21 protein-coding genes and 1 pseudogene are annotated in these 24,586 nt (G+C 33.6%); 21 read left to right on the top strand and 1 reads right to left on the bottom strand.

From position 1 onward, the window contains the following. Positions 1 to 16: 16 nt before the first annotated feature. The gene (locus FYJ58_RS06710; RefSeq protein WP_154518965.1) at positions 17 to 1,735 is read left to right on the top strand and encodes an oleate hydratase; all 1,719 of its coding nucleotides are present in this window, start codon (positions 17 to 19) and stop codon (positions 1,733 to 1,735) included. A 305-nt stretch (positions 1,736 to 2,040) separates the two neighbouring features. Beyond that, positions 2,041 to 2,205: a hypothetical protein gene (locus FYJ58_RS06705; protein WP_154518964.1), complete on the top strand. Its 165-nt coding sequence runs from the start codon at positions 2,041 to 2,043 to the stop codon at positions 2,203 to 2,205. A 79-nt stretch (positions 2,206 to 2,284) separates the two neighbouring features. On the opposite strand, the gene FYJ58_RS06700 is transcribed toward FYJ58_RS06705, so the two are convergent. After that, positions 2,285 to 2,779 carry a YbaK/EbsC family protein gene (locus tag FYJ58_RS06700; protein ID WP_205839182.1) on the bottom strand — a complete coding sequence of 165 codons (495 nt, stop codon included), beginning with the start codon at positions 2,777 to 2,779 and terminating at the stop codon, positions 2,285 to 2,287. Between the two features lie 245 nt (positions 2,780 to 3,024). Between FYJ58_RS06700 and FYJ58_RS06695 the strand changes: the two genes are divergently transcribed. The 19 genes and pseudogenes from FYJ58_RS06695 (at position 3,025) to FYJ58_RS06610 (ending at position 24,508) form a co-directional block, all read left to right on the top strand. Next, entirely contained in the window at positions 3,025 to 3,552 is a 528-nt protein-coding gene (locus FYJ58_RS06695) for a cysteine hydrolase family protein (protein WP_154519054.1), read from the top strand. A gap of 11 nt (positions 3,553 to 3,563) precedes the next feature. Next, a complete protein-coding gene (locus tag FYJ58_RS06690; RefSeq protein ID WP_154518963.1) occupies positions 3,564 to 4,058 on the top strand; it encodes a YqeG family HAD IIIA-type phosphatase in 495 nt (164 codons plus the stop codon). Between the two features lie 32 nt (positions 4,059 to 4,090). Further along, positions 4,091 to 4,639, top strand: a complete 549-nt coding sequence (locus FYJ58_RS06685) for a shikimate kinase (RefSeq protein ID WP_154518962.1) — start codon at positions 4,091 to 4,093, stop codon at positions 4,637 to 4,639. Positions 4,640 to 4,771: 132 nt separating this feature from the next. Next, the gene (gene efp, locus FYJ58_RS06680; RefSeq protein WP_154518961.1) at positions 4,772 to 5,329 is read left to right on the top strand and encodes an elongation factor P; all 558 of its coding nucleotides are present in this window, start codon (positions 4,772 to 4,774) and stop codon (positions 5,327 to 5,329) included. A gap of 987 nt (positions 5,330 to 6,316) precedes the next feature. Next, a complete protein-coding gene (locus FYJ58_RS06675) occupies positions 6,317 to 6,520 on the top strand; it encodes a hypothetical protein (protein ID WP_154518960.1) in 204 nt (67 codons plus the stop codon). A gap of 376 nt (positions 6,521 to 6,896) precedes the next feature. Then, positions 6,897 to 8,240 carry an MATE family efflux transporter gene (locus FYJ58_RS06670; RefSeq protein WP_154519053.1) on the top strand — a complete coding sequence of 448 codons (1,344 nt, stop codon included), beginning with the start codon at positions 6,897 to 6,899 and terminating at the stop codon, positions 8,238 to 8,240. Between the two features lie 382 nt (positions 8,241 to 8,622). Next, complete coding sequence (locus tag FYJ58_RS06665; protein ID WP_154518959.1) at positions 8,623 to 9,438, top strand: hypothetical protein; 816 nt, start codon at positions 8,623 to 8,625, stop codon at positions 9,436 to 9,438. A gap of 215 nt (positions 9,439 to 9,653) precedes the next feature. Then, positions 9,654 to 11,999, top strand: coding sequence for an NEAT domain-containing protein (locus FYJ58_RS06660; RefSeq protein ID WP_205839181.1), 2,346 nt, complete (start codon positions 9,654 to 9,656; stop codon positions 11,997 to 11,999). Positions 12,000 to 12,008: 9 nt separating this feature from the next. Beyond that, entirely contained in the window at positions 12,009 to 12,833 is an 825-nt protein-coding gene (locus FYJ58_RS06655; RefSeq protein WP_154518957.1) for an Ig-like domain-containing protein, read from the top strand. 12 nt (positions 12,834 to 12,845) lie between these two features. After that, positions 12,846 to 14,351, top strand: a complete 1,506-nt coding sequence (locus tag FYJ58_RS06650; RefSeq protein ID WP_154518956.1) for an NEAT domain-containing protein — start codon at positions 12,846 to 12,848, stop codon at positions 14,349 to 14,351. Continuing rightward, positions 14,348 to 15,403 carry a heme-binding Shp domain-containing protein gene (locus FYJ58_RS06645; RefSeq protein WP_154518955.1) on the top strand — a complete coding sequence of 352 codons (1,056 nt, stop codon included), beginning with the start codon at positions 14,348 to 14,350 and terminating at the stop codon, positions 15,401 to 15,403. Before FYJ58_RS06650 ends, FYJ58_RS06645 begins: the two co-directional genes overlap by 4 nt. Further along, the gene (gene isdE / locus FYJ58_RS06640) at positions 15,400 to 16,272 is read left to right on the top strand and encodes a heme ABC transporter substrate-binding protein IsdE (RefSeq protein WP_154518954.1); all 873 of its coding nucleotides are present in this window, start codon (positions 15,400 to 15,402) and stop codon (positions 16,270 to 16,272) included. The genes FYJ58_RS06645 and isdE overlap by 4 nt, the downstream gene beginning before the upstream one ends. 31 nt (positions 16,273 to 16,303) lie before the next feature. After that, on the top strand, positions 16,304 to 17,308 hold the full coding sequence (locus FYJ58_RS06635; RefSeq protein WP_154518953.1) for a FecCD family ABC transporter permease: 1,005 nt from the start codon (positions 16,304 to 16,306) through the stop codon (positions 17,306 to 17,308). Then, positions 17,298 to 18,086 carry an ABC transporter ATP-binding protein gene (locus FYJ58_RS06630; RefSeq protein WP_154518952.1) on the top strand — a complete coding sequence of 263 codons (789 nt, stop codon included), beginning with the start codon at positions 17,298 to 17,300 and terminating at the stop codon, positions 18,084 to 18,086. Before FYJ58_RS06635 ends, FYJ58_RS06630 begins: the two co-directional genes overlap by 11 nt. Positions 18,087 to 18,145: 59 nt before the next feature. Further along, positions 18,146 to 18,253: pseudogene (locus FYJ58_RS15305) on the top strand (putative holin-like toxin); the annotation flags it as partial. A 106-nt stretch (positions 18,254 to 18,359) separates the two neighbouring features. After that, the gene (locus FYJ58_RS06625; protein ID WP_154518951.1) at positions 18,360 to 19,265 is read left to right on the top strand and encodes a DUF2935 domain-containing protein; all 906 of its coding nucleotides are present in this window, start codon (positions 18,360 to 18,362) and stop codon (positions 19,263 to 19,265) included. Between the two features lie 13 nt (positions 19,266 to 19,278). Continuing rightward, positions 19,279 to 22,965: a multicopper oxidase domain-containing protein gene (locus FYJ58_RS06620; protein WP_154518950.1), complete on the top strand. Its 3,687-nt coding sequence runs from the start codon at positions 19,279 to 19,281 to the stop codon at positions 22,963 to 22,965. A 257-nt stretch (positions 22,966 to 23,222) separates the two neighbouring features. Next, on the top strand, positions 23,223 to 23,690 hold the full coding sequence (locus tag FYJ58_RS06615; RefSeq protein WP_154518949.1) for a hypothetical protein: 468 nt from the start codon (positions 23,223 to 23,225) through the stop codon (positions 23,688 to 23,690). 176 nt (positions 23,691 to 23,866) lie between these two features. After that, positions 23,867 to 24,508, top strand: coding sequence for a hypothetical protein (locus FYJ58_RS06610; RefSeq protein ID WP_154518948.1), 642 nt, complete (start codon positions 23,867 to 23,869; stop codon positions 24,506 to 24,508). Positions 24,509 to 24,586: the final 78 nt, after the last annotated feature.

Genomic DNA, 24,586 nt, shown 5'->3' with positions numbered 1-24,586 from the left:
GGAAATGATTTACAACATGGGAAAGAAGAAAAATGTTTTACTGGCAGCAGGGGCATTGGCAGGGACCGCAGTGGCGGCTGCTGTATATGCAAAAAAACAAGAGGATACCAGATTAAAAGAAAATACGGTTAAAAAAACCTATGGACCGATAGAAAAGAACCATGCTTATTTTGTGGGTGGAGGCCTTGCTTCTTTAGCCGGAGCTGCTTATTTGATTCGCGACTGTGGCATGAAAGGTGAAAATATTCATATTTTAGAAGGAATGCATGTTCTTGGCGGAAGTAATGATGGTGCAGGTGATGTTGAACATGGATTTATATGCCGAGGCGGAAGAATGTTAAACGAAGAAACCTATGAAAATTTTTGGGAATTATTTTCTTCGATCCCTTCTATTGATGTACCAGAAAAAAGTGTAACCGAAGAAATTCTTAATTTTGATCATCATCATCCAACACATGCTCAGGCACGTTTGGTTGACAAATTTGGTATTATTCAAGATGTGAAAAGTATGGGATTTAATAATGAAGACCGTATGGCACTTGGCAAGTTAATGATTACGCCAGAAGAAAAGTTGGATAACATGACAATTCAGCAATGGTTTTCCCATACACCGCATTTCTTTACGACAAATTTCTGGTATATGTGGCAGACAACATTTGCTTTCCAAAAATGGTCTAGTTTATTTGAATTTAAGCGTTATATGGAACGTATGATTTTTGAATTTTCAAGAATTGAAACGTTAGAAGGTGTTACAAGAACACCATACAATCAATATGAGTCTGTGATTCTTCCAATTAAAGTATATTTGGAAGAACGAGGCGTTGACTTTAGTATAAAAGCAACCGTTACAGATATTGATTTTAAAGAAGGCAATCAGATTACGGCAACAGCGATTCATATTCAGAGAGATGGAGAAGAGGAAGAGATTCTTGAACTTAGTGAAGATGATATTTGCTTTATGACAAATGGATGTATGACAGATAATGCAGCGTTAGGTGATTTATATACACCGGCAGAGTATATTGCAGATAAACCGATATCGGGAGAACTTTGGGCTAAAGTTGCAAAGAAAAAACCTGGTCTTGGCAATCCAGAACCTTTTTTCAATCATCCGGATGAGTCTAATTGGGAAAGTTTTACAGTTACCTGTAAAGGAAATAAGCTATTAAAAATGATAGAAGAGTTTTCAGGAAATATTCCCGGAAGTGGTGCCCTAATGACTTTTAAAGATTCAAACTGGCTTATGAGTATTGTTGTTGCTGCTCAGCCACATTTTAAAAACCAGCCAATGGATACGACGATTTTCTGGGGTTATGGCTTATATACCAATCAGGAAGGTGACTATATAAAGAAAACAATGCGGGACTGTACAGGGGAAGAAATACTGACTGAATTATTACATCATCTTCATTTTGAAGATAAGAAAGAGGAAATTATGGAAGACGTAATTAATGTAATTCCATGTATGATGCCTTATATTGATGCACAATTCCAGCCTCGTAAAATGACAGATCGTCCACATGTTGTTCCGGAAGGTTCCACCAATTTTGCGATGATTAGCCAGTTTGTAGAGATTCCGGAAGATATGGTGTTTACAGAGGAATATTCTGTTCGTGCAGCTAGAATTGCGGTGTATACTTTAATGGGCGTAACTGATAAAAAGATTTGCCCGGTTACACCATATAAAAAAGATCCGAAGGTTTTGGCGAAAGCATTAAAGACTTCTTATCGATGAAAAGAAAAATACTAAAGTAAATACCAATAAAATTATAAAAAGTTCTGTATAGCAGATTAAAAATGCTTTGCAGAACTTTTTATATTATTTGGTTTTATAAATTCAAATATGAAAGTTTACAGACAATATACCAGGGATTTCTAGCAGTTATAATTTAAAAAGCAAAAAAGCTCTTTACATTTGGGGTAAAAAGATTATAATACGTAAGAAGAAAAAAATAAGGAATTGAAAACTTTCTTTTTTTTCCCAAATGATTTATTGTTACTATTTATGAATTCAGACAGTAAAATGGAATTTTTGCAGATTTGATATTAAGAGTTTTGTTGGCGTTCTTTTTATGTATTACAATGGATATGGGGGCTTTTGGAATATGGCTTTCCTGGCCAATTGGCTGGACTATTGGTTCTGTTTTGTCATTAGTTTTCTATGGTCGGGGTGTATGGAATCCCGACAAATCAACAGGAAATTAAAACATGGTTGGATAAGAAAAAAGGTCTTTTCAAAATCATATTATTTGAAATCAGATATGGTTTTGGAAAGACCTGAATTTTATTCTTCTTCGTCTAATTCTTTATATAGAATTTCATCATAGTATTGTTCTAACATTTTTGGTAAATCTTCTGTTTTTGCCTCGACAGTCATTTCAGGAACGGCAGGAGAAAAAATAAATTTTTCGTAATTAAATATTTTTTTGTCTACAATAATACGAACATTCAATTCTTTGTCAAACCCGAATGGGGCAACGCATCCTGGTACACATGTTGTGAGATTTGTCAGTTCATCGGGTCCTACAACACTTACTTTTTCACCGAGTAGTTTTTTCATATATTTAGAATCTAATTTTTCGCCTTGAACTGTGAGATAAATATAGTATTTTTCAGATTTTGTTTTTATAAATAGACTTTTACTTTCTACACCTGTTAAATGAAATCGCTCATCTACTAAAGCAGCAGTTTCAAAATCTAATACTGGTTCATGTTCACATATTTTACAATCTAAATCCAATTCTTTTAAGCACTTTAAGATAGAATCTTTCATTGTCATAGCGATAGTCTCCTTTTTCTAATAGTCTCTTTTAGTTAATATAGCATAGTAAGTAAGAAAATACAAGAATAATGTATAATTATTCAACTTGAGGAGGTGTTTTTGAATATTGTTTTTTGTATATTTTTCCGTGGCAAATGAAAGGAGAGAATTATTTATTGATTCTGTTGGATTGGTTTATTATAATTATTATAATGGAGTTTGGAAACTCGATTCGTATTGCCAAATTAAGAGGAGAAAAAACGATGGAACAATATTTATTGGTAATTGATATGCAGAATGATTTTGTAGATGGAAGTCTTGGCACTAAGAAGGCGGCAGCAATTGTGCCAGATGTAGTTAAGAAGATTGAAGAGTTTGATGGAACAATACTTTATACATTAGATACACATATGGAGAATTATCTGACTACACAAGAAGGAAAAAATCTTCCGGTTGTACATTGTGTCAAAGATTCGAAAGGTTGGGAACTAAATAAATCGGTAAAAGAAGCAGTAGAGCATAAACACGGAAAAAGGTTCTTAAAAGAAACGTTTGGTTCGAAAGAACTGGCAGAATATTTGGTGGAACAGAATAAAGAACATGAGATAGAAAAAATTACAGTAATTGGTCTTTGTACGGATATTTGTGTGATATCCAATGCGCTGTTAATAAAAGCATTTTTGCCTGAAGTACCAGTTCATGTGGATGCCTTATGTTGTGCAGGAGTGACGGAAGAAAGCCATCAGAGGGCATTAGACGCAATGAAGATGTGTCAGATTCTGATTGATTAGGAGGACTTTATATGTTTCGTGCATTTTATCCTGATGAGAGGATAGACTCTACTTATCTGATTAATTTTGCTAAATTGTATCAAGAGGGGTATCGGGGGATTATTTTTGACATTGACAATACTTTAGTTGAGCATGGAAAAGATGCTGATGAGAGAGCAAAACAATTATTTGAGCATTTAAAAAAATTAGGATTTTCCAGCTGTTTGCTGTCAAATAATAAAAGGGAAAGAGTGCTTCGGTTTAACAAAGAAATTCAAACAAATTACATTTATGACGCTCACAAACCTGCACGCAGAAATTATAAAAAAGCAATGGAACTAATGAACACCAATCTTGCAAATACAATTTTCATTGGTGACCAGCTCTTTACGGATGTATGGGGGGCAAAGCGTTTGGGTATGAGAAATATTTTAGTTGCTCCAATTGATAAAAAAGAAGAAATACAAATTGTATTCAAACGATATTTAGAAAAAATTGTACTATATTTTTATGAAAAACAGAGATAAGTTATGAAAGTAAGAGAGAAATGGAGAAAAAGATGAAAAAAAATATTGTTTTGATTGGATTTATGGGAAGTGGAAAATCAACGGTAGGAAAAGTTCTTGCAAAACAGCTTGCGTATTTATTCCTTGATACAGACAGGGAGATTGAAGAGAAAGAACATAAAACAATCAACAAAATATTTGAAGAAGAAGGGGAACATTATTTTCGAAAATGTGAAACAGAACTGTTAAAAAATTTAGAGATTTCCAGTGAAAATTGTATTATTTCCACAGGTGGAGGTATGCCTTTAATGGAACAAAACGGAGAAATCTTAAGTAAGTTGGGATTTGTAGTTTATTTAAGTGTTCAAAAGGATACTGTAATAAAAAGATTGAAGTATGATATGACCAGACCTTTGTTAGCCGGTGATCATGCAGAAGAAAAAGTAGCCAAATTATTAGAGTTTAGGAAACCAATTTATGAGTATACTGCACATATGATGATAGAGACAGACCATAAAACAATAGATGAAATTGTAGAAGAAATTATAAGAAATTACAAGATTATGACGGGAGATTCGGGAATTGTACAAAAAAACAGTTGAAAAATGTTATAAGATACGATAAAATAAATATATTAGTGTGGAATTGAACCGAACGATTTAGAAAGAAAGAGGTCGGCATAAGAAATATGTTGCCACATAGAAGTGTAATTATTTTAAGGAGGAATATCAAATATGGTATCAGCAGGTGATTTTAGAAATGGCCTTACGATTGAATTAGATAATGGAGTTTATCAGGTAATTGAATTCCAGCATGTAAAGCCAGGTAAAGGTGCTGCTTTTGTTAGAACAAAATTGAGAAATATTAAAAATGGTGGAGTTGTTGAAAAAACATTCCGTCCTACAGAAAAATGTCCACAGGCTCACATCGAAAAGAGAGATATGCAATATCTTTATTCTGATGGAGAATTATATAATTTCATGGATGTTGAAACATTTGATCAGTTTGCATTAAATCAAGATGCAATTGGCGATTCTTTAAAATTTGTAAAAGAAAACGATATGGTAAAAATGTTATCTCACAACGGAGAAGTATTTGCAATTGAACCACCACTTTTCGTAGAATTAGAGATTACAGAAACAGAACCAGGTTTTAAAGGTGATACAGCAACTGGAGCAACAAAACCAGCAACAGTTGAAACAGGTGCAACTGTTTTGGTTCCATTGTTTGTTGAAACAGGTGATAGAATTAGTATTGATACTAGAACAGGTGAATATTTAAAGAGAGTATAAAATATAGCGATTTTATAAGAGTATCGAATGACCGTAATTTCAGAGAAAACTTAGTGTTTTCAATGGGTTACGGTCTTTTTTGTTATGTCGCACGGAGTAAGTCCCACAATTAATTTCAAACATAAGTATAAATGGGAAAAAAATAATTGAATGGAAGAAATAACCATGTTACTATAGAATATAGGAAATCGTTGTGTACAGGGCAGTTATCGTACCAATTCTGTGTTCAATCGCTTTGTTGGCAGATATGGAAAGATAGATAGTGGAGTAGTAGGAATTATGAAAGAATCTACTGAAGCCAGAAAAGTAAAAAAGAAGTAGTCAGATTATTAAATCAGGAAGGACATACTGTATATGACTGTACAATTGATAATGAGATAAGTTAGGGAGATGTACTTCGGAAAATTGTATCAAAATTCAATGAGATTTGTTCTGTTTATAGTTAGTGCGAATGTGAAGTGAACATAAAAACCCTGGGAGATTCGCACCAAAATTTTGTTGTGCAAAATAAATAATTATTAAGAAATGAAAGAAATTAGTATTGCTTTTTGGAACAAAAATTGTATAATAGTAATAGAAAAATAATAAGAAATGAGTTAAAACTTGGCTGATTTTGCTGTCAAAGTCTGTATAGGCTTTGTGGATTGAAATATTTTTTGTAACAGGTATCTTGCATCACTATGTGTCAAAGTCTGTATAGGCTTTGTGGATTGAAATACCATCTTGTCGAAGTAAACTAATTGTGCTTACGTCAAAGTCTGTATAGGTTTTGTAAATTGAAAGCTTAAGAAATTAATTTTTTCCTTAACTTAAAAGGTATTAAGATTTAGTGGTGTAGAGCATATTACGGAGCAATGCTAACATAAAATCATGGTTAGATGAAAGTGATATATAAGGAAAAAATATTTGATAAAATATACTTATAAGCGATTGAAAAAACATAATTGATTGTCTCATTATAATATAAGAGATAAGGATGGTAATAAGATGAAAAGAGTAAAAGCAGCATGTATTACACAGACTTTACATTTTATGTTGAAAGAAGATTTAGGTCATGATTATGCAGTTAAAATGGTTGACGAGGAAGTGAAAAAATACAAGGAGCAGCTTGAACGAAACAAAACTCAATATAAAATAGTTTCAGAGGAAAGACAACCAGATGGTTCTGTGATACTAGAAATTATCAAGTAATATAATACATCTCCTGTAGGTGATTATTTAAAATAAGCAAATGTAGATAAAAAAATTAAAAAAATTCTTACATAAATTAAAATTGTTTGATATAATAAACCTGTAATAAAAACGAACAAGGCATATACATATAGATGTAAGTCCGGCAAAATTTGAATGCGTGTAATCTATCGTAGTTTGAACTACTTAGATTATACGTATTTTTTGTTTTGGTAAATGTATAAGCAATAAAAGAGTCGTGAATTTGGCAAAAAATATTAAGGAAGGTGGAAAAATGCAGGAAGTTATACAAAATCGAATGAATCAAAATGGAGAGATGAAACCGAAAAAAATCGAACAGAATTTGGACAATCTGAAACAAGAGGATAGTCAGGAAATGAATAAAATGGGAGTAATGCCGGTGAAAAAACTGATGTTGTCAATGGGGGTTCCTATGATATTTTCTATGGTATTACAAGCGTTGTATAATATTATAGACAGTTATTTTGTTTCTAAAATTCCAGATGTAGCGGATGAAGCTATGAATGCTTTAACACTGGCGTTTCCTATACAAATGCTGATGGTAGCGATCGGGGTTGGAACGGGTGTAGGAATCAATGCAATTTTATCAAGAAGCTTGGGAGAGGGTAATAAAAAGAAAGCAAGCCAGATTGCTGGAAATGCGATATTTTTAGGAATTTGTACTTATTGTGTGTTTTTATTGTTTGGAGTGTTTGGAATACCATTATATTTAAAATCACAGACAGAAAATCAAATGGTAATAGGACTTGGAAAACAATATCTTAGCATTTGCACTATATTGTCCTTTGGAGTAATGCTGAATATGATTTACGAAAAACTTTTGCAGGCGACTGGAAAGACAATGCAGTCAACGATTGCTCAGATGGCGGGTGCGATTACTAATATTATTTTGGACCCTGTTATGATTTTTGGACTCGCAGGATTTCCAGAGTTGGGAATTAGAGGAGCAGCTTATGCAACTGTAATTGGTCAGATTGTAACTATGGTTCTGGGAGCATATTTTCATTATAAACATAATATAGAATTAGAACATAAGCTATATTATTTAAAACCTAAGAAAAAAGTTATAAAAGGCATATATATGGTAGGATTTCCAGCTATTTTAATGCAGGCTTTAATGTCATTTATGACATACGGTGTTAATATTATTTTGGGTAGTGTTTCTGGTAGCTTTGTAACCGCTTACGGTGTATATTATAAAATCCAACAATTTGTTTTTTTTGCTGCATTTGGATTAAATAATGCGCTGATTCCAATCTTGGCATTTAATTACGGAAGAGAAGATAAAAAACGAATGAAAGAGAGTATCCGTTATGGAATGATTGATACTTTGATTATTATGGCGATTGGAATGATTGGATTGGAATTCTGTGCAAATTTAATATCAGGTATTTTTGCACTGTCACCAGAAATCCAAGCTCTTTGTACTACAGCAATTCATATTATTGCGGTTGGATATCTTTTTGCAGGTGCTAATATTGCATATCAAGGAATTTTTCAGGCACTTGGCTATGGAATTCATTCACTTGTCATTTCACTGATTCGCCTTGTTGTTGTTGCTTTGCCACTTGCATGGTTATTTGTTCGATATGCTGATAATAAAGAACTTGTATTTTGGGCATTTCCAATTGCAGAGTTTGCTGCACTTATTGTAGCTGTTATTATGAGTAGCAAAATAAAGAGGGAAAAAAATATTTAAAAGCTCCATAAAGAGTGGAAAATGCACTGAATGGGTTAAATAATGTTTATGCGATGAGTATAACCAGTAGATACAAATTTATATCATTATTTCTTTAAAATTGGTATATTTTTTATACATATTCCGGGATGTGTTTTTAGTAAAAAATTCTATTGAAATTTTATGAATAGAAAAATAAGAAAAGCGTAAAATAAGATTTTAAATTGAAATATACAAAAATAAGTGGTGTTTGAAAAGATAAAAAGAATTTTTATTTTTTTAAGCACTATTTTTGTATTTTGAGAAAAATTATCAGTGTTTGCTATGGAAAAATAGAGAAAGGAGAGGTAAACTGTAAAAAGTTAGTTACAACTAACCATCATTAGAAAGAGAGGAAAGAAAGATGACGGGGAATCAGATGAAATATCTTCTTTGTCTTATTAGGCAGGAACAAAAGAAAAATATAAGTGAGGTAGCAAGAATTTTTGGTGTAAATAAGTCTACAGTGAGTAGAGCAATTTCTAATGGAATTCAGGAGGGAATATTAGATGAGGAATTCAGTTTGACGCCTTATGGAAAAAGCTATGTAAGTGATTATAAAAAACGATTTGATTGTTTAAGATATATGCTGCAATGCAATGGGGTTGGAGAGGAAACTGCTAAGGAAGATGCTTATGCGATACTGGAGGTATGTTCAAATGAAACAATTCAATTTTTCCAGGTAAAGGGAGTTTGGACCAAGGTTTATCAAGAGCTTCGAAGCGACAATAAGCGAAAAATTATATTAAATGGAGAAGAAATTTGTCAATATATAGAAGAGGGAACTTATAAAATCCAGTATGTTTTTTATAAGGATAGAAAAATGGGAATTGATCAGATATCTATGGCAAATGAAGCATTTTTTCATCCAGCAGTTTTAATATTGAGAAAGAATCGTGGGCACGTTTGTTTAAAATTAAAAACAATTAGAAAAACATCGCCTAGAAGTCGAATTCAAATTCAAGGAAAAATGCGGACAATGAAATATGAATACGAACATCAGATTAAAAAAGTAACGATTGATGACGAGATTGCATATATTCCACTTGAGGCTATAAGGTTTGTTTATATCCCAGAGGACAATATTTTGCGTGGCATGATTCGATTAATTATGACTTGTACAGCGGGCAGTATACATATGCCGGAAAGTGCTGCAAATCTTATTCTTTTTTTACAATAACTGAAAAATGTTATCAACAATCAAAAAATGGTTGCATTGGAAACAACATTTATTTTTTGCCTAAAAGAAAAGAAAAAATTGGAAGCTAAATATAAAATGTTGCATTCCGTGCAACGAAAAAGGTCGTTGACCAATTAATATATTATGGTAAGATAATAGCTGTTTGAAATGGTTAGTTAAAACTAACTAAATAAAAAATGAGAATTAAGGAGGATATGATGAAAGGACATTATGTATTCAAACAGTGTTTATCCGTTTTATTAGCTTTTGTAATGGTGTTGGGTATGGGAACACCTAATATGGCTAGGGCAAGAGAAACAGAAAAGGCAGCAATAGGTGATGGTATCTATACAATTCCGGTAAATCTTTGGAAAGCAGCAAGTGATGCACCATCTATGGGAAATGCGGGAATTGAACATACAGCGACTTTAAAAGTGGAAAATGGAGAAGGAACATTGACATTAACCATGAAAAAACTATCATTTTCTGGTTTGGAGGGATATTTATCACAGTTAAATGTTATGTCAGATATTACATTTAATGAAAATGGATATCCTATTGACTATAGGAAGGTGCCAGCAATTGTGTTATCTACTTATGATACAGTAGATAATTATAATAATGAATCAAGTACAGATGAAAATTGCAGAGGACGACTATATCCAAAGGAATTAAGTATACCCGTAACTGTTGGTGAAGAATATACATGGGTTCATATGTATGTACCAATTATGGGAAGTTTTGGTGCTGGTGACCAAGAAGCTAGAATAAAATTGGATTATGAAAATGCGGTAAAAGAAGAGAGTGAAAACGAACAGAATAAAACTGCTCAGGAAGAAAAGCAACAGGATGAAGAAGAACCTGGGGAGAACCAAGAAACGAAAGAGCAAGATACAGAAAACCAAAATCAACAGGGACAACAAAATAATAATGAAAAAGAATCAGAAAATGCAGTAGCTGAGTATACACTAAAAGATGGAAATTATAATACAACAGTACAATTTCGTAAAGTGGCAATAGAAGAAACTTCTATGGCAAACAGCATTATTAAATCTGCACAGCTTCAAGTTAAATCGAATAAAACAACAGTTATTTTAGAAACACAGCCACTTGTTGTATTTGGTCAGACTGCGTATATACAAGGACTTCAGTATTTAGACAGTGGAGAATATAAGGAAGCGCAAGTTACAAAAATGGATAACGAAAAGCATATTATGGAGCTTACCTTTACGCTTTCTAAAAATGTAAATTATACAGATATTAAGTTAAACAGCGGTCGTTGGCAAGAAGCAAGATTATACATTGATTTTGCAAATGCTATTGAAAAGAAAGAAGCAGGAATCAGTCTTGACAAATCGTCAATTGATTTGGTTAAAACAGAAGAAGCGGTAATTAAAGCTATAGTAACAGGTGATAGTGATAAAGTGGTATGGAGTTCAGAAAATCAGACAATTGCTTCTGTAACACAAGCCGGAGTAGTTACAGCAAAGAAAGCAGGTGTGACAACAATTAAAGCGGAAGCAAATGGAGTAACAGCCAGTTGTGTTGTTATAGTTAAGGAAAAGACTGCTGATATAAATCAGGGATTGGAAGATGGAACTTATCAGGTATCTGTAAGTTTATGGCATGCCTATAAAGATCAGCCATCTATGGGAAATGCAGCCTTAGGGCAGTCTGGTAAATTAGTGATTCAAAATGGAATGGGAACTTTGTATGTAAATTTATCTGCTTTATCATTTCAAGGAAAAACAGGATATTTATCAGAGATAACACCAGCAGAGATAATTGGATACTACAACGTAGTAGACCAGTTTAATGGAAAGAATAGTACAGATGAAAGATGCAAAGGTAAAAACTATCCAAAGCGTATAGCCATATCGGTTCTTCCAAAAGAAGAATATACAAATGTGCATGTCTATGTTCCTGTAATGGGAAGTCTTGGAGCAGGTAATCAGGAAGCACGTTTGAAAATTAACTATTCTTCTATTAGAAAAATATCTAGTTCCATATTAACAGAAACAGCAGATTCTTCTAACAGCACAATAAAAGAAGAAACAAGCAGTACAACGGATACAAAACAAGAATTGGTAATAAAGCAGCCTACAGATGAAAAAGAAAACGAAGAATCAAAGGAAAATAATAAAACAACAGATTCTCCTTCTAATAAAATAGACTTAAATGGCTTTCAAAAAAAGGGTGACGAAAAATATTACTATGTAAATGGTAAGAAAGTAATTTCCAAATTAATAAAATCTGATGGCAAAAAATATTATTTTGACAAAAATGGAAAAATGGTAACTTCTAAGATGGTTACTTATAAAAATGAAAAATATTATGTTGGAAAAAATGGTGTAGCTGTAACTTCAAAAGTAGTAACTTATAAAGGAAACCGATACTATTTTAACAAAAGTGGCAAAATGATAACTTCAAAAATAGTAACCTATAAGGAAAATAAATACTATGCACAAAAAAATGGAAAACTTGCAGTTTCAAAATGGGTTACGGTAAAAGGAATAAAATATTATTTTGATAAATCGGGAAAATTGATAAAGCAGAAATAAAGGAGTGTTATGATGAGAAAAAAATATATTCAAATGGCGGCAATAGCATTATTAGCATCTTCACTTACAATACAGACAGTACCAGCATTGGCGGCAGATACAACCTTTCATTCCATTGCCGAAACAGCGGAGAATAAACAAAAAATTGCAGATGGAGTATATAAAGTTGGAGTAAATTTATGGAATGCAATTTCAGACAAGGAGTCTATGGGAAATAATGCACTTTCTCAAACTGCAAAGTTAATTGTAAAAAATGGAAAGGGAGAACTGTGCTTAACATTAAAGCCTATGCAGTTTTCTGGAATGACAGGCTATTTATCTCAGTTGAATCTTATGACAGATATTAAGTGGAATGAAAAGGGATATCCGGAAACTTATACGAAAAAGCCTGCAACGGTAGTATCTGCTTATGACGTGATTGATGAATTCAATAGTTCAGATAGTAAGGATTCTAGCTGTAAAGGGGAAAAATATCCGAAAGAACTTTCTATACCGGTAGAATTGGGAGAGGATTATGTATGGGTGCATGTTTATGTTCCGATTATGGGAAGTATGGGATTTGGAAATCAAGAGGCAAGAATAAAAATTGATTACAGTTCATTAAAAAAAGCTGAATTAAAGGTAGCGAGCACAAAGATTACATTAAAAAAGGGAAGTTCAGCACAAATAAAAGTTACAGAACAGCCGGAAGCGAAAGTGATTTATTCATCCAGTAATAAAAAAATTGCTGTTGTCAATAAAAGTGGTGTTGTCAAAGCAAAGAAAAAAGGAAAAGTGAAAATTGTAGTAAAAAGCGGTACAGAAAAAAAGACAATTCAAGTAACTGTTCAGTAAAAGGAGTTTGGAATGGAATTGCTAACAGATAATAGAAAGTACATAAAGATTATGATAAGCTTTTTGATTATTATTTTCTTATTGGGTTTTAGGTCTGGTAACACAAAAGCACATACAATAGATGAAGTAATTCATTCCGTTCCAGTCAGCCTATTGGAAGCCTCAACAAATGAGGCTTCCATAGAAAATTATACATTGGGGCAGAATGAATTAGAACAATGGAACGAATATGAAAAAGAAGAAGAGAATTCTAATTCAGAGAATGAAGTAAAGCTAGATAAAGATAACTTGCCAGATGGAAAATATACAGTTGTTGTGAACTTATGGCATGCTGTATCTGACAAAGCTTCTATGGGCAATTTGGCATTAAATCATGAGGCGCTAATTACAGTTAAAAAAGGAAAATATATCATGGAATTGGCAACATATCCAATGACTGTCGGTACAATAACAGCTTGCCTTCAAACGCTTGAAATTAAGCAGGAAGATAATCATTATAAAACTGCAAAAATAACAGCTCGTAATAATCTGGGTGGGCAGCCTAGTATTTTTTTTTTTTCTATGCCTCATAAAAACAATTTTATCGAAGTGAAGATAGACCCTAAAGTAGAAGTAATGGGAAATGACCCTTTGCCTGCCAGATTAAAAATTGATTGGGATACATTAAAGCAAGTGCCTGATACGACAAAGATAGAAATGATTTCGAAACCTACGGATACTGTATCGCAGTCAAAGGCTGTGAATTTAATAGATAAAGAAACAAAGATTAAAATTATTGCAGAAGAGAATGTATTACCTGATGATGTAATTTTTGATTGCAAAAAAATAAGTTCTGGCAGTAAAATTTCTAGTGCAGAAAAAGCATTAAACAAGGAAAATAAACTGAGATATTTGTATGAAATTAATTTATATTCCAGTAAGAAAGAAAGTATACAACCGAATGGAATGATACAAATTTATTTTCCAATGAAAAAGAAATATGAAGGAAAAAAAATAGTTATCTATCGAGTTGAGAATGGAAATTTAATAAAAATGACAGCAGTAAAAAAAGGAACGTATTATTTATTTTCGACAAATCAGGTTGGTCAATTTGCTGTAACAGAAGAATTACAAAATCAAACGATAAGTAGTAATTCAATAGCTTTGAAGAAAAAAGGAAATGAATTAGAGATAAATAAAAATTTTACGAACGAAAATAGTTTTAATATAAGCGAAGATATAGAAAATATAGGAGTACCAGAAATCGAGAAACAGAGTGTAAATGAAGGTATGGAGCAAGAAAAGGATAAAGAAGAAATAGTTCAAACCGAAGAAATCCAAGAAAATCCGATAAATGAAACTGACGGGACTGAACAAATAGATCAATTAGAATATAGCACTTTACAAAGTGGCGAACAAAAAGAAGATAATTTGAATTTTACAAAACATATTTTGTTTTTGTCGATAGCAGGTTCATTTTTCTTTACAGGGGTTATGATTCTTGTGTTTTTTCGGTTTATAAAGAAGGGATTAAGATGAAACAGAAAATAATATCTTTACATAGAGCAATAGGCATATCGATGCTTTTAATTATAGGTACAGCCGGAATATTTTGTAAAACTTCGGCTTTGGCTAATGGAATAGGTACAGCATATATTGCTTTAACAATTCCATCATATAAACATCCGATTACAGGTGAAATTGAGGATTCTGGAAAAAATGAGGGAATTGGACAAGGAATGACAGAAAGTGTATTGAATCCGAAAGCCTTGATTGAAAAAGAAAAGAGCGGGAAAATATATGCAACAGTTCGTTTTTATTTGACTGATAATATCAGTAAAGTATCATTTCAAACTCAGAAAAAAGGAACTTCAAAATGGACGAAAAGTCCTAGTAAAGTTATGCAGGAAAACATTGGAAATAAATACTGTACGGATTATCGATTTCAAATACCAGATCAAACTGCAATTGTAAGAACAGAATTTTATGTAACAGCCATGGGACGAAATGTGATATTTTATTTTACATTTTCTGATTTAAAAGAAGGAAGTGGTGATTTTATCGTTACTGTATCTTCTGAAGGCGGTGAGAATAAGAATAACAAAGGAGCAGAGAAAACAACATCATCAAACACTACTGCTACTGAAGTGAAAAATAAAAAAATACAAAAGAATGGTATTACGGGGCAAATTCAGAAAAATAAGAGTGATATTGTGGAAAATCAAGTGGAAGAGAAAGAAACAAGTCTTAATAAAAGTGTAGAAAATAATTCTACTAGTCAAAAGGTAGAAGATGCAGAAGAAAAGATAGTTCAATTGGAGAGCATGACGGCGACAGGTGCTGAGTTAATTGAGCAGGCAGATGGACTTGTATATTCTGACTCTACTGAAAATGGATTAGCAGAATCGGATAAAGAAGTAAAGGAAACCGATGACAATAAGAAAGAGAATATAAATTCCGGTTCGGTAGCTGCACTTCCATGGACATTAGTGTGGCAATGTATATTGATTATTACAATTCCTCCATGCTTAATTGGAGCTTCAATAATAGGTGGGATCTGTTTTATAAAGAGAATGGAGGATTTGAAATGAAACAATTAAAACAAATATTCCTTATTCTTTTATTCTGTGCTGTTCTTTTTTCTTGTTCTGGCTGTGTTGATCAGACGCAGGGGAAAAATTCAAAAACAATTATTGCAACTTCTGTCTCGACAGCAGAGATTTGTGAAAAATTGAATATACCACTAGCAGGAGTTCCTCATAGTGACATATATAAAATACCAGAATGTTATAAAGATTTACCAGAAATTGGTATGCCAATGTCACCTGATATGGAGGTTATATCTTCTATGAAGCCAGATTGGATACTTTCCCCGGTTAGTCTTATATCTGATTTAAAACCGAAATATGATGCAATTGATTCTAAATATGCTTTTTTAAATCTTAACAGTATACCTGGAATGTATAAATCCATTCAGGAATTGGGAGCATTGTTTGATAGGAAAGAAGAAGCAGAGAAGCTAGTGCGGGAATTTGAAAACTTCTATGTTTCATTTCAAGAGAAAAATAAGGGAAAAACTCCGCCACATGTATTAATTTTAATGGGGCTTCCAGGCTCTTATGTTGTGGCAACAGAAATTTCTTATGTGGGAAGTCTTGTTAAGATGGCAGGTGGAATCAATGTGTATCAGGGAGAAGAAAAAGATTTTTTATCAATTAATACGGAGGATATGCTAAAAAAAGATCCTGATATTATATTGCGAACTGCACATGCATTGCCGGATGAGGTTATGGAAATGTTTTCAGAGGAATTTAAAACAAATGATATATGGAAACATTTTAAGGCGGTTAAAAATAAAAAAGTATATAATCTTTCTTATAATCAATTTGGAATGAGTGCAAATTTTCAGTATCAAGATGCATTGGAGCAATTAGAATCTATTTTATATCCTAAAGAATAAATGATGGAAAAAGAGAGGATAAAGCAAGGGCATGGAACGTAGAAAACAAAATAGGACAGGAAAAAATATCTTTGTATTTCTTATTACAAGTATTCTTTTGCTAATTATTTTTTTATGGGCAGTAAATACAGGAAGTATAAAACTTACAGCATTGCAATTATATCGGGGACTGTTTATTGAATTTGATGAAAATGTGGCAGCAGTGTATGATTTGCGTTTTCCGAGAATTATAATTGCAATATTAGTTGGTGCGGCGCTTTCAGTGTCAGGTGTATTATTACAGGCGGTACTAAAGAATCCGCTAACTGATCCGGGAATTTTAGGGATTTCTGGAGGGGCAGGATTTGTAGCTGCAATATTTACAATAGTTTTTCCAGCCTCAATTTATTTTTTACCAATGGCAGCATTTGTTGGAGGAATTGCGGCATTTTTCCTCGTTTATTCTCTTGCATGGAAACAAGGCCTTAGTCCGCTTAGAATTATTCTTGTTGGTGTTTCGGTTAGTACAGTATTTTCAGGTCTTTCTGAAGTATTTCAAACAATGGGTGGGCAAAATCAGACAGGAGCCGCTTCAATTGTAAATGGGACAATTGCAATGAAAACATGGGAAGATGTAAAAATTGCAATCTTTTATATTCCAATTATGTTGTTGATATCGTTTCTTTTCATACGTTGGTGTAATTTATTAGCATTAGATGAACAAACTGTGCGGGCAATTGGAATTAATGTTACTTATATTAGAATGACAATTTCCATTGTTGCTGTATTACTTGCCTCCATTGCCTCTTCCATTGCTGGCACAATTAGTTTTCTGGGATTAATTGTACCACATATTTCAAGAATTTTAGTAGGAACGAATCATAGAGTGTTACTTCCTTATTCAGGTCTGCTTGGGGCAACAATTTTCCTTTTTGCAGATACGGTTGGAAGAGTAATCGCTTTTCCGTATGAGATTAGTGCTTCTGTTATAATGGCAGTGGCAGGCGGACCATTTTTTATTTTACTACTTAGAAGGAGTGAACAATATGGAAGTTAAGCAGCTTTCTTTTGCGTACCGGAATAAAAGGAAAAGAAAAGGTTCGTATTTAGAAAATGTATTAAATGAAATTTCTTTTTCAATTACAGAGGGAAAAATAACAACAATTATAGGGGCAAATGGTTGTGGTAAATCAACTCTGCTAAAATTAATGACAAAGAATTTGATACCAAATCATGGGAAAATTTTATTGAATGGAAAAAATATTCGGCGTATCAATCAAAAGGAATTTGCCAGAATGGTTGCAGTTGTTCATCAAAATAATAAAATATCCGGAGAGATGACAGTTGAACAGTTGGTAAGTTATGGGCGTACACCATATTATTCATTCTGGAATGGCGATAAAGAAAAAAATCTTGAAATAGTTGAATGGGCGATGGCAGTAACAAATATAAAGGATTATAGAAACCAGGCTGTGGAAACATTGTCGGGTGGTCAAAGGCAGAGAGTTTTTATTGCTATGGCATTAGCTCAGAAAACAAAAATATTATTTTTAGATGAGCCAACTACCTATTTAGATATTCGTCATCAAATTGAATTGCTGGAGATGATTCAAACTTTAAATAAGCAATATGGAATTACAATTATTATGGTGCTGCATGATATTAACCATGCGTTATACTATAGTGATGAAGTAATTGGGCTTAAAGAAGGAAAGTTATTGCTTCAGGGAAAACCAGATGAGGTAATCACAGAAGAGACAATTGAAAAGCTTTATGATATTCACTTGAAAATCTCATATCATAATCAAAGGAAGATTGTACAAATGGTTCGCTAAATGATGAAAAAAATAAAATTATTTTAGTAAGAGAGCACTTTGAAACGAAAGCCTTCAAAATGTTCTCTTATTTGTTATTAATTGGAAGAATAAATTCGTTTAAATTTGAAGCAATTTATTTGATGTGGACATTTGGAACTTTCGTTCTGGCACTGCTTGCCTACATAGAAAGTAGAAACAAGCAATATTTATATATATTTTCCTGCATGAACACGATATCTTTGGGATTTGCATATATTAGAAAGAAGTATAAAATAAAAGGTATGATAGCTTATGGAAAATTATGCAACATTATCATTAGAAACACATTTATTTTTTTCAAGGATTATGAAAGAACATGGGCTTTTTTTAGAAGCTGGTTTTCCATGTGTAAATCAGGATTGGATTCAACAGGCAGATTGGTTTCGGCAGCAATTTGAGAATTTGTTAAGGGATACAGTGAATATCAGCAATGGAAGGGTCAATCAAATGATTTTGAAATCGGAAGAATTGGTGACCGAATTTACAATCCCTGCGGAAAGAAGAACCGAATGCTTAAGTGGAATTCCAATTGATAGTAAAATTTCGATACAGGAACAGAATCTTTCTCCAGGCTGTAGAATGGGGTGTGGAAGAGAAGTTATAAATGTAGTTCATAAGATTAACCAAAGAGCAATTAGGCTTTTAGATGCTTTTATTGATTTTAAAGAATCAATTTTAGCAGCAGTCAGTAAAGGAACCCTTTTTAATGCAAACTACCCTTTACTTATTAAACATATTCTTAGAGAGGCGAAACTTTATCGGGCTACGGTAGAAGAATTGCTTTCTAATAAGCAGCCTTCTTATAAAAATTTAAGGAAGACAGAAGAGTTCTGGAATCGAATTATGATGGAGCATGCTTTGTTTATACGAGGTTTGTTGGATCCATCGGAAACAGAATTGATTAAAACGGCAGATAAATTTGCGATGGAATACCAAGAACTTTTGGAAAAAGCCAGAGAACAGGATTGTCGTGCCACTTTTGGATTAACTGGAAAATCGTTGGAAGAAACGTTAGAATATCGCAAATTTAAAGAAGCTGGTGCAAATGGAATTTTAAACTGTGAGATTTCATCGATTATTCTTCCGCTTCTTGCAGATCATGTGTTGCGGGAAGCAAATCATTATATAAGACTTTTACAATCGGACTGTGCAGAGTAAAGGAGGAGTAAAAATGGAATTATATCAGTATCCCACCCGGCAAAAATGTCGATTATATGAAATTGAAGCAATTGAAATTCCAATTGTATATAATAAATATGGCGATTATGATCCAAATGGATTAGTATATGTATTGAAAAAAGATGCTAAGAGAATTCAGGAGGGAGCATGGCGTAATTTTTCACAGGAAATACCTCAACCTTATGAAGAGGTAAAACCTTTGGTAATTCGGGCAAATGTCGGGGATAAAGTGAAAATTGTTTTTACCCATTCACTAAATCGTTCTCTTTCTATTCACGTTCAAGGACTTGGGTATGATGTTCAGACATCCGATGGTGCTTGTGTAGGATATAACAGAGATTCAACTACAAAAAATCAAATTATTTATACATGGTATGCCAATCGAGAAGGTGTCTATTCTTTTCAGGATATGGGAGATACAAGAAGTGGTGAAGAAGGAACGAATGTCCATGGTTTGTTTGGTGCAATTATTGTAGAAGCTGCAGAGTCTAGGTGGCTTGATCCAGAAACCGGAGCGGAGCTGGAGAGTGGTTTATTTGCCGATATTTATCATCCTGTTCATCCTGCATTTCGAGAATATGCCGTATTTTTCCATGATGAATTAGAAATTAAAAATAAAGATGGAAACCAACCTATTGATCCGCATACGGGGCTTCCATCTGCAACGACAGCGATAAGTTATCGCTCAGAACCTATGAGAAACCGACTTCCACTTACAGAGGAGCATGCAGATACAGGGGAAGATATTTCGATGAGTTCGTGGGTATATGGAGATCCGGCACCGCCAATATTACGGGCTTACGTAGGAGATCCTTCTAAGATACGTTTAATCCATGGCGGGGTAAAGGAAACTCATGTTTTTCATCTTCATAATCATCAGTGGAAATTAGAAGGTGATAATCCAAATTCTACCATTATTGATTCCGTTTCTTTAAGTCCACAGGAGTGTTTTACGTTGGATATTCTTCATGGTACTGGAAGCTTAAATAGAACAATTGGGGATGTGATTTTTCACTGCCATTTATATCCACATTTTCATGAAGGCATGTGGACGCTGTGGCGAATTTATGACAGATTAGAAGATGGAACTGGAAAATTGCCGGATGGAACAAAAATACCTCCGTTAATGCCATTAAAGGATCGAGTATTACCGCCGAAAAAGGATAAGAATCATCCGGGGTATCCAAATTTTATTAATGGTACATTTGGCGAGCGTCCATTGCAGCCTCCATTCGGGATATTGAATGCAGATGGAAGTAATAAGATAGAGCCTACAAAGTTGGAGGAAAAAAATTTTGTAGAGAATTTCAGACCAGGTGCTTTATACAGTGACACTTGTCCCTGCCACACTGACAGGTGTGAGTGTGAATGTGAAACGAAAGAAAAGATTAAAGTATTTGAAATTGCGTTAATCCAGGCGAAAATTGTTTACAATCATTTTGGCTGGAATGATCCACAAGGAAGGTTTTTTGTTTTGAAGGAAGAGTTAGAAAAACATGGTGGTTTAGATTCCTATATAGAGAAAGTGGAAAAAGGTACGATTTGTGTAGAACCACTTGTTATTCGGGCAAATGCAGGAGATTGTGTTGAAGTACGTCTTACAAATCTACTGCCGGAATATATAGAGGAAAGCCCGTTTCAAATGAAAACAAAGACAGATATTGTAGGATTTCATATTCATTTAGTAAAATTTGATACGATTGTTTCCGATGGTGCTGCAAATGGCTGGAATAATATTGCCGGTGCAAGAAAGTATGAAACATTGATTGAACGATTCTTTCTTGATACGGAACTTCGGGCTGTATTTTTTCATGATCATCTATTCGCGAATTCCCATCAGCAGCATGGTGTATTTGGAGCACTTTTTGTTGAAGAAGCAGGAGCTACTTTTCATGATGTTTCTACAGGAGAAGAACTTAAATTTGGTACAAAAGCAGTTATAAAGAGAAAAGATGGAACGTCATTTAGAGAATATGCGTTATTTGTTCATGATTTTGCGTTACTATTTGATAAAAATGGGAAGCCTTTGAATCCGCCGGAAGTTCCGGGGTCTCATGATGATCCAGGAGTAATGGGAATTAATTATCGTTCTGAGCCTATGCCGGAACGGCTAAAAAAAGATGAGGATCCAGCGTACATTTTTAGTTCTTTTGTTCATGGAGATCCATCCACGCCGATTTTGGAAACTTATCCGGGTGACGAAATGATGATTCGGCTTTTGGATGGAGCTCATGAAGAACAGCATGTATTTAATCTTACTGGTATGAACTGGAAAAGGGAAGTGTCAGATCCTGCATCGCCAGATGTGGCATCACAAACGATGGGCATTTCGGAGGCTTTTAACATCCATATTACTAGTAAATATGGTCCTGGTGATTATCTTTATTATTTTGGAGGCATTGATGATGCATGGCTTGGATTATGGGGAATCATACGGTCGTATGACCAGCCTAAAAAATGGCTGAAGCCACTATGTAAGGGAAAAGATCAGATTCTTCCTTTGCCCCCATGTCCTGGAAAGGATGCCACAATTCGTAAGTATGAGGTGGCAGCAATACAAAGAAAGATACTTTACAATAAACATGGAGATCATGATCCGGATGGATTAATTTTTGTTCCGCTGGAAGAGCTGAAAGAAGCATTTTGTGAAAATTATCAGCCAAAGCCTTTGATTTTACGGGCAAATGCAGGAGATTGGATTGAAGTTGTACTTCATAATCTTTTTGATTTTGATAATCCAATACAATATTTTGACTATCCGAGAGTTCCGCTTGACATGAAACATAAGCCATCAATGCGTGTATCACTGAACCCACAGTTTTTAAGATATGATCCAATTTGTGATTCTGGTGTCAATGTAGGATACAATAACAGAGAACAAACAGTTGGTCCTGGAGAGAGTAAGAAATACTTATGGTATGCAGATAAGGAATATGGAGCATGTATCCTTCAATCTTTTGGTGACATGAGAAATCATAGATATCACGGATTATTTGGAACAATACTAATTGAACCTCCGGGAGCAAAATGGTATCGTAATTTTTCACTTTCTAAGGCGTTGTATGAAGAACAGGCTGTGATAACCGCTCCGGGAGTTGAAAATTTTCGCGAATGTGTTGTGTTGATTCAAAATGGAATTCGGTTGCTAGATAAAGATGGTGTTTTAATTCGTACGGCATCAGGAGAAGATGGGGAAGTACCAGATGCAGAAGACACAGGAGAAAAAGGATATAATTATCGTTCTGAACGTTTTGCAAATCGGCTGGAAAAGGACAGTAGGATAGCACGAGTATTTAGTAGTAAAATTCATGGTGATCCGGCTACACCTGTTTTTAAAGCATATACAGGGGAAAGAATTGTTTTTCGAACGGTAATGCCGGCCGATAAACCTCGAAATGTAGGATTTGCTATTCACGGGTGTCAGTGGAAAGAACAACCAGATGATCCTTATTCTAGGGAAATTCCAATTCAGGGAGCGATTAGTGTTGGAAACACTTTCAATATGGAACTTAAAGACTCCATCTGCTGCCCGGGCGATTATCTTTATCGCTCTGGAAGTCTAAAATGGGATATTGAATCTGGCATGTGGGGAATTTTTAGAATCATGAAACATGGAATTGGTAATAAATGTAGAAATGTTTGTCGGAGAGTTGTAGACTGCATGTGTAGAGGAAAATAATAAATACTATATTGTATTGTTTTTTTGTATAATTCTTAGAAATATGCACTTAATACGACAGCCTCTTCGAGTTTTTTATAGTGAAAGATGAAAATGCATATAATAGCCCATTGAAATCAAACGGATATTCATGTAAAATTGTAAATAGTATTTTGATAATAGCAATTTTTTTAGAGTCAGAGAGTGGTTAGAATGTCGTTTTCTAATGAAAGGAAACGAACTATAAAAAAGAGAAAAAGAGGGAATGGTGGGAAGATATGAGCGATAGTATATTAAATGAAATTGAGAAATTAGCAAACAGAGGGAAAATTTTACATTGCGAAGTGTGCAAAGGGAAAATGAAGCCAATTAGCAATGTAAAATACAGATGTATGGAGTGTGGATATGAAACACTCAATGATTTGGGGAAAATAAAAGAGTTTTTGCGAGAAAATGGAACGGCACCATTGTTAGTCATTGCTCAAGCGACGGGGGTAAAAGAAAAAGTAATAACTTCTTATCTAAGAGAAGGAAGGTTAGAAATACCAGAAGGATCCGATTTTTATTTAAAATGTGAAAAGTGTGGCTGCAGTATCCGGTATGGGCGATTTTGTCCAGATTGCATAAGCGAGCTTGCAGGTGGAATTCGTGCTGTATTTAATGAGGAAGCAGGAGAGCGACCAAAAGTAGAGCCGGAGATTCGGGTAGCTGGAAAAATGCGTTATATGGATAAAAGAAGATTTTAATGTAAAAGTGCTTAAATAAACTATTGAAATTTTTTACAAATAGATATATAATTATAGATAGAGAACATTAAATGTTCTCTACTCCCACCCTATTATACGTTGAGGCAGGCTCTAAGGACTTATGTCTGAGGGGCTTGTCTTCTTTTATAGCTATATGAATGAAAAGAGGTTAAAGTATGAAAAAAAGAATTTTTTGTATGTTCCTTTCATTTATTTTAATGATAAGTGTTTGTCAGGGAACGAATGTAAGTTATGCTAAGATAGCAGCAAAAACAAATGTTACGAAGACATTTCAGGACAAAAAGATGGTGAAACAGTTGATTAATAATTTTGCATACTGGAATGGTATTGTAATGACAAGAAAAGAAAAAGAGAAAATTGGTAAATTGAATGAATATTCGAAAATTTGCGTTGCCGCATTTAATTCGGAATGTAAGAATGGGGAGTCAGAAGCAATAATAAAAAAAACGAGTTTAGAAAAGAATTTTAAAGATATTTTTGGCAAAAGTATAAACTATAGTAAGATTCCAACAAATACAAAAAATCTTAAGTTTATTGATAAGCTCGTGTATAAGAAAGCAGATGGAAGTATTGCTATTGTATTGGGAGATTGGGGAACAGCATATCCAACAATAGGAATTAATAAAATTTATAACTTAGGTAATCAGAAATATTCAGTAGAATGTACTTGTTACCTTTATGATGATGAAACGAAATCAAAGACAAAGATTGGGACTATGAGTTATCAAATTAAAAAGCAAAGTAATGCAAAACATAAATATGTTGTAACTGAAGCAATTATAAAAACGATAAAATAAAAGGCGAATATATTTATCCGAATGATCGAAAATTAATCGTGTATAGTATATTGGACTTACAGAACAGAAGGCATTGAA

The organism is Velocimicrobium porci, from assembly GCF_009696045.1.
Lineage (GTDB): Bacteria > Bacillota > Clostridia > Lachnospirales > Lachnospiraceae > Velocimicrobium > Velocimicrobium porci.
The sequence above is the reverse complement of the archived record's forward strand: the minus strand, read 5'-3'. Positions and strand labels throughout refer to the sequence as shown.

What these genes read in the sequence shown, in the direction of transcription:
- FYJ58_RS06630 (WP_154518952.1), top strand. Translation starts at nt 17,298, where the DNA reads ATGGAAGTTAAGCAGCTTTCTTTTGCGTACCGGAATAAAAGGAAAAGA.
- FYJ58_RS06650 (WP_154518956.1), top strand. Translation starts at nt 12,846, where the DNA reads ATGGAATTGCTAACAGATAATAGAAAGTACATAAAGATTATGATAAGC.
- FYJ58_RS06685 (WP_154518962.1), top strand. Translation starts at nt 4,091, where the DNA reads ATGAAAAAAAATATTGTTTTGATTGGATTTATGGGAAGTGGAAAATCA.
- FYJ58_RS06645 (WP_154518955.1), top strand. Translation starts at nt 14,348, where the DNA reads ATGAAACAGAAAATAATATCTTTACATAGAGCAATAGGCATATCGATG.
- isdE (WP_154518954.1), top strand. Translation starts at nt 15,400, where the DNA reads ATGAAACAATTAAAACAAATATTCCTTATTCTTTTATTCTGTGCTGTT.
- FYJ58_RS06610 (WP_154518948.1), top strand. Translation starts at nt 23,867, where the DNA reads ATGAAAAAAAGAATTTTTTGTATGTTCCTTTCATTTATTTTAATGATA.
- FYJ58_RS06655 (WP_154518957.1), top strand. Translation starts at nt 12,009, where the DNA reads ATGATGAGAAAAAAATATATTCAAATGGCGGCAATAGCATTATTAGCA.
- FYJ58_RS06615 (WP_154518949.1), top strand. Translation starts at nt 23,223, where the DNA reads ATGAGCGATAGTATATTAAATGAAATTGAGAAATTAGCAAACAGAGGG.
- FYJ58_RS06625 (WP_154518951.1), top strand. Translation starts at nt 18,360, where the DNA reads ATGGAAAATTATGCAACATTATCATTAGAAACACATTTATTTTTTTCA.
- FYJ58_RS06670 (WP_154519053.1), top strand. Translation starts at nt 6,897, where the DNA reads ATGAATAAAATGGGAGTAATGCCGGTGAAAAAACTGATGTTGTCAATG.
- FYJ58_RS06695 (WP_154519054.1), top strand. Translation starts at nt 3,025, where the DNA reads ATGGAACAATATTTATTGGTAATTGATATGCAGAATGATTTTGTAGAT.
- FYJ58_RS06635 (WP_154518953.1), top strand. Translation starts at nt 16,304, where the DNA reads ATGGAACGTAGAAAACAAAATAGGACAGGAAAAAATATCTTTGTATTT.
- FYJ58_RS06660 (WP_205839181.1), top strand. Translation starts at nt 9,654, where the DNA reads ATGATGAAAGGACATTATGTATTCAAACAGTGTTTATCCGTTTTATTA.
- FYJ58_RS06620 (WP_154518950.1), top strand. Translation starts at nt 19,279, where the DNA reads ATGGAATTATATCAGTATCCCACCCGGCAAAAATGTCGATTATATGAA.
- efp (WP_154518961.1), top strand. Translation starts at nt 4,772, where the DNA reads ATGGTATCAGCAGGTGATTTTAGAAATGGCCTTACGATTGAATTAGAT.
- FYJ58_RS06675 (WP_154518960.1), top strand. Translation starts at nt 6,317, where the DNA reads ATGAAAAGAGTAAAAGCAGCATGTATTACACAGACTTTACATTTTATG.
- FYJ58_RS06710 (WP_154518965.1), top strand. Translation starts at nt 17, where the DNA reads ATGGGAAAGAAGAAAAATGTTTTACTGGCAGCAGGGGCATTGGCAGGG.
- FYJ58_RS06665 (WP_154518959.1), top strand. Translation starts at nt 8,623, where the DNA reads ATGACGGGGAATCAGATGAAATATCTTCTTTGTCTTATTAGGCAGGAA.
- FYJ58_RS06690 (WP_154518963.1), top strand. Translation starts at nt 3,564, where the DNA reads ATGTTTCGTGCATTTTATCCTGATGAGAGGATAGACTCTACTTATCTG.
- FYJ58_RS06700 (WP_205839182.1), bottom strand. Translation starts at nt 2,779, where the DNA reads ATGACAATGAAAGATTCTATCTTAAAGTGCTTAAAAGAATTGGATTTA.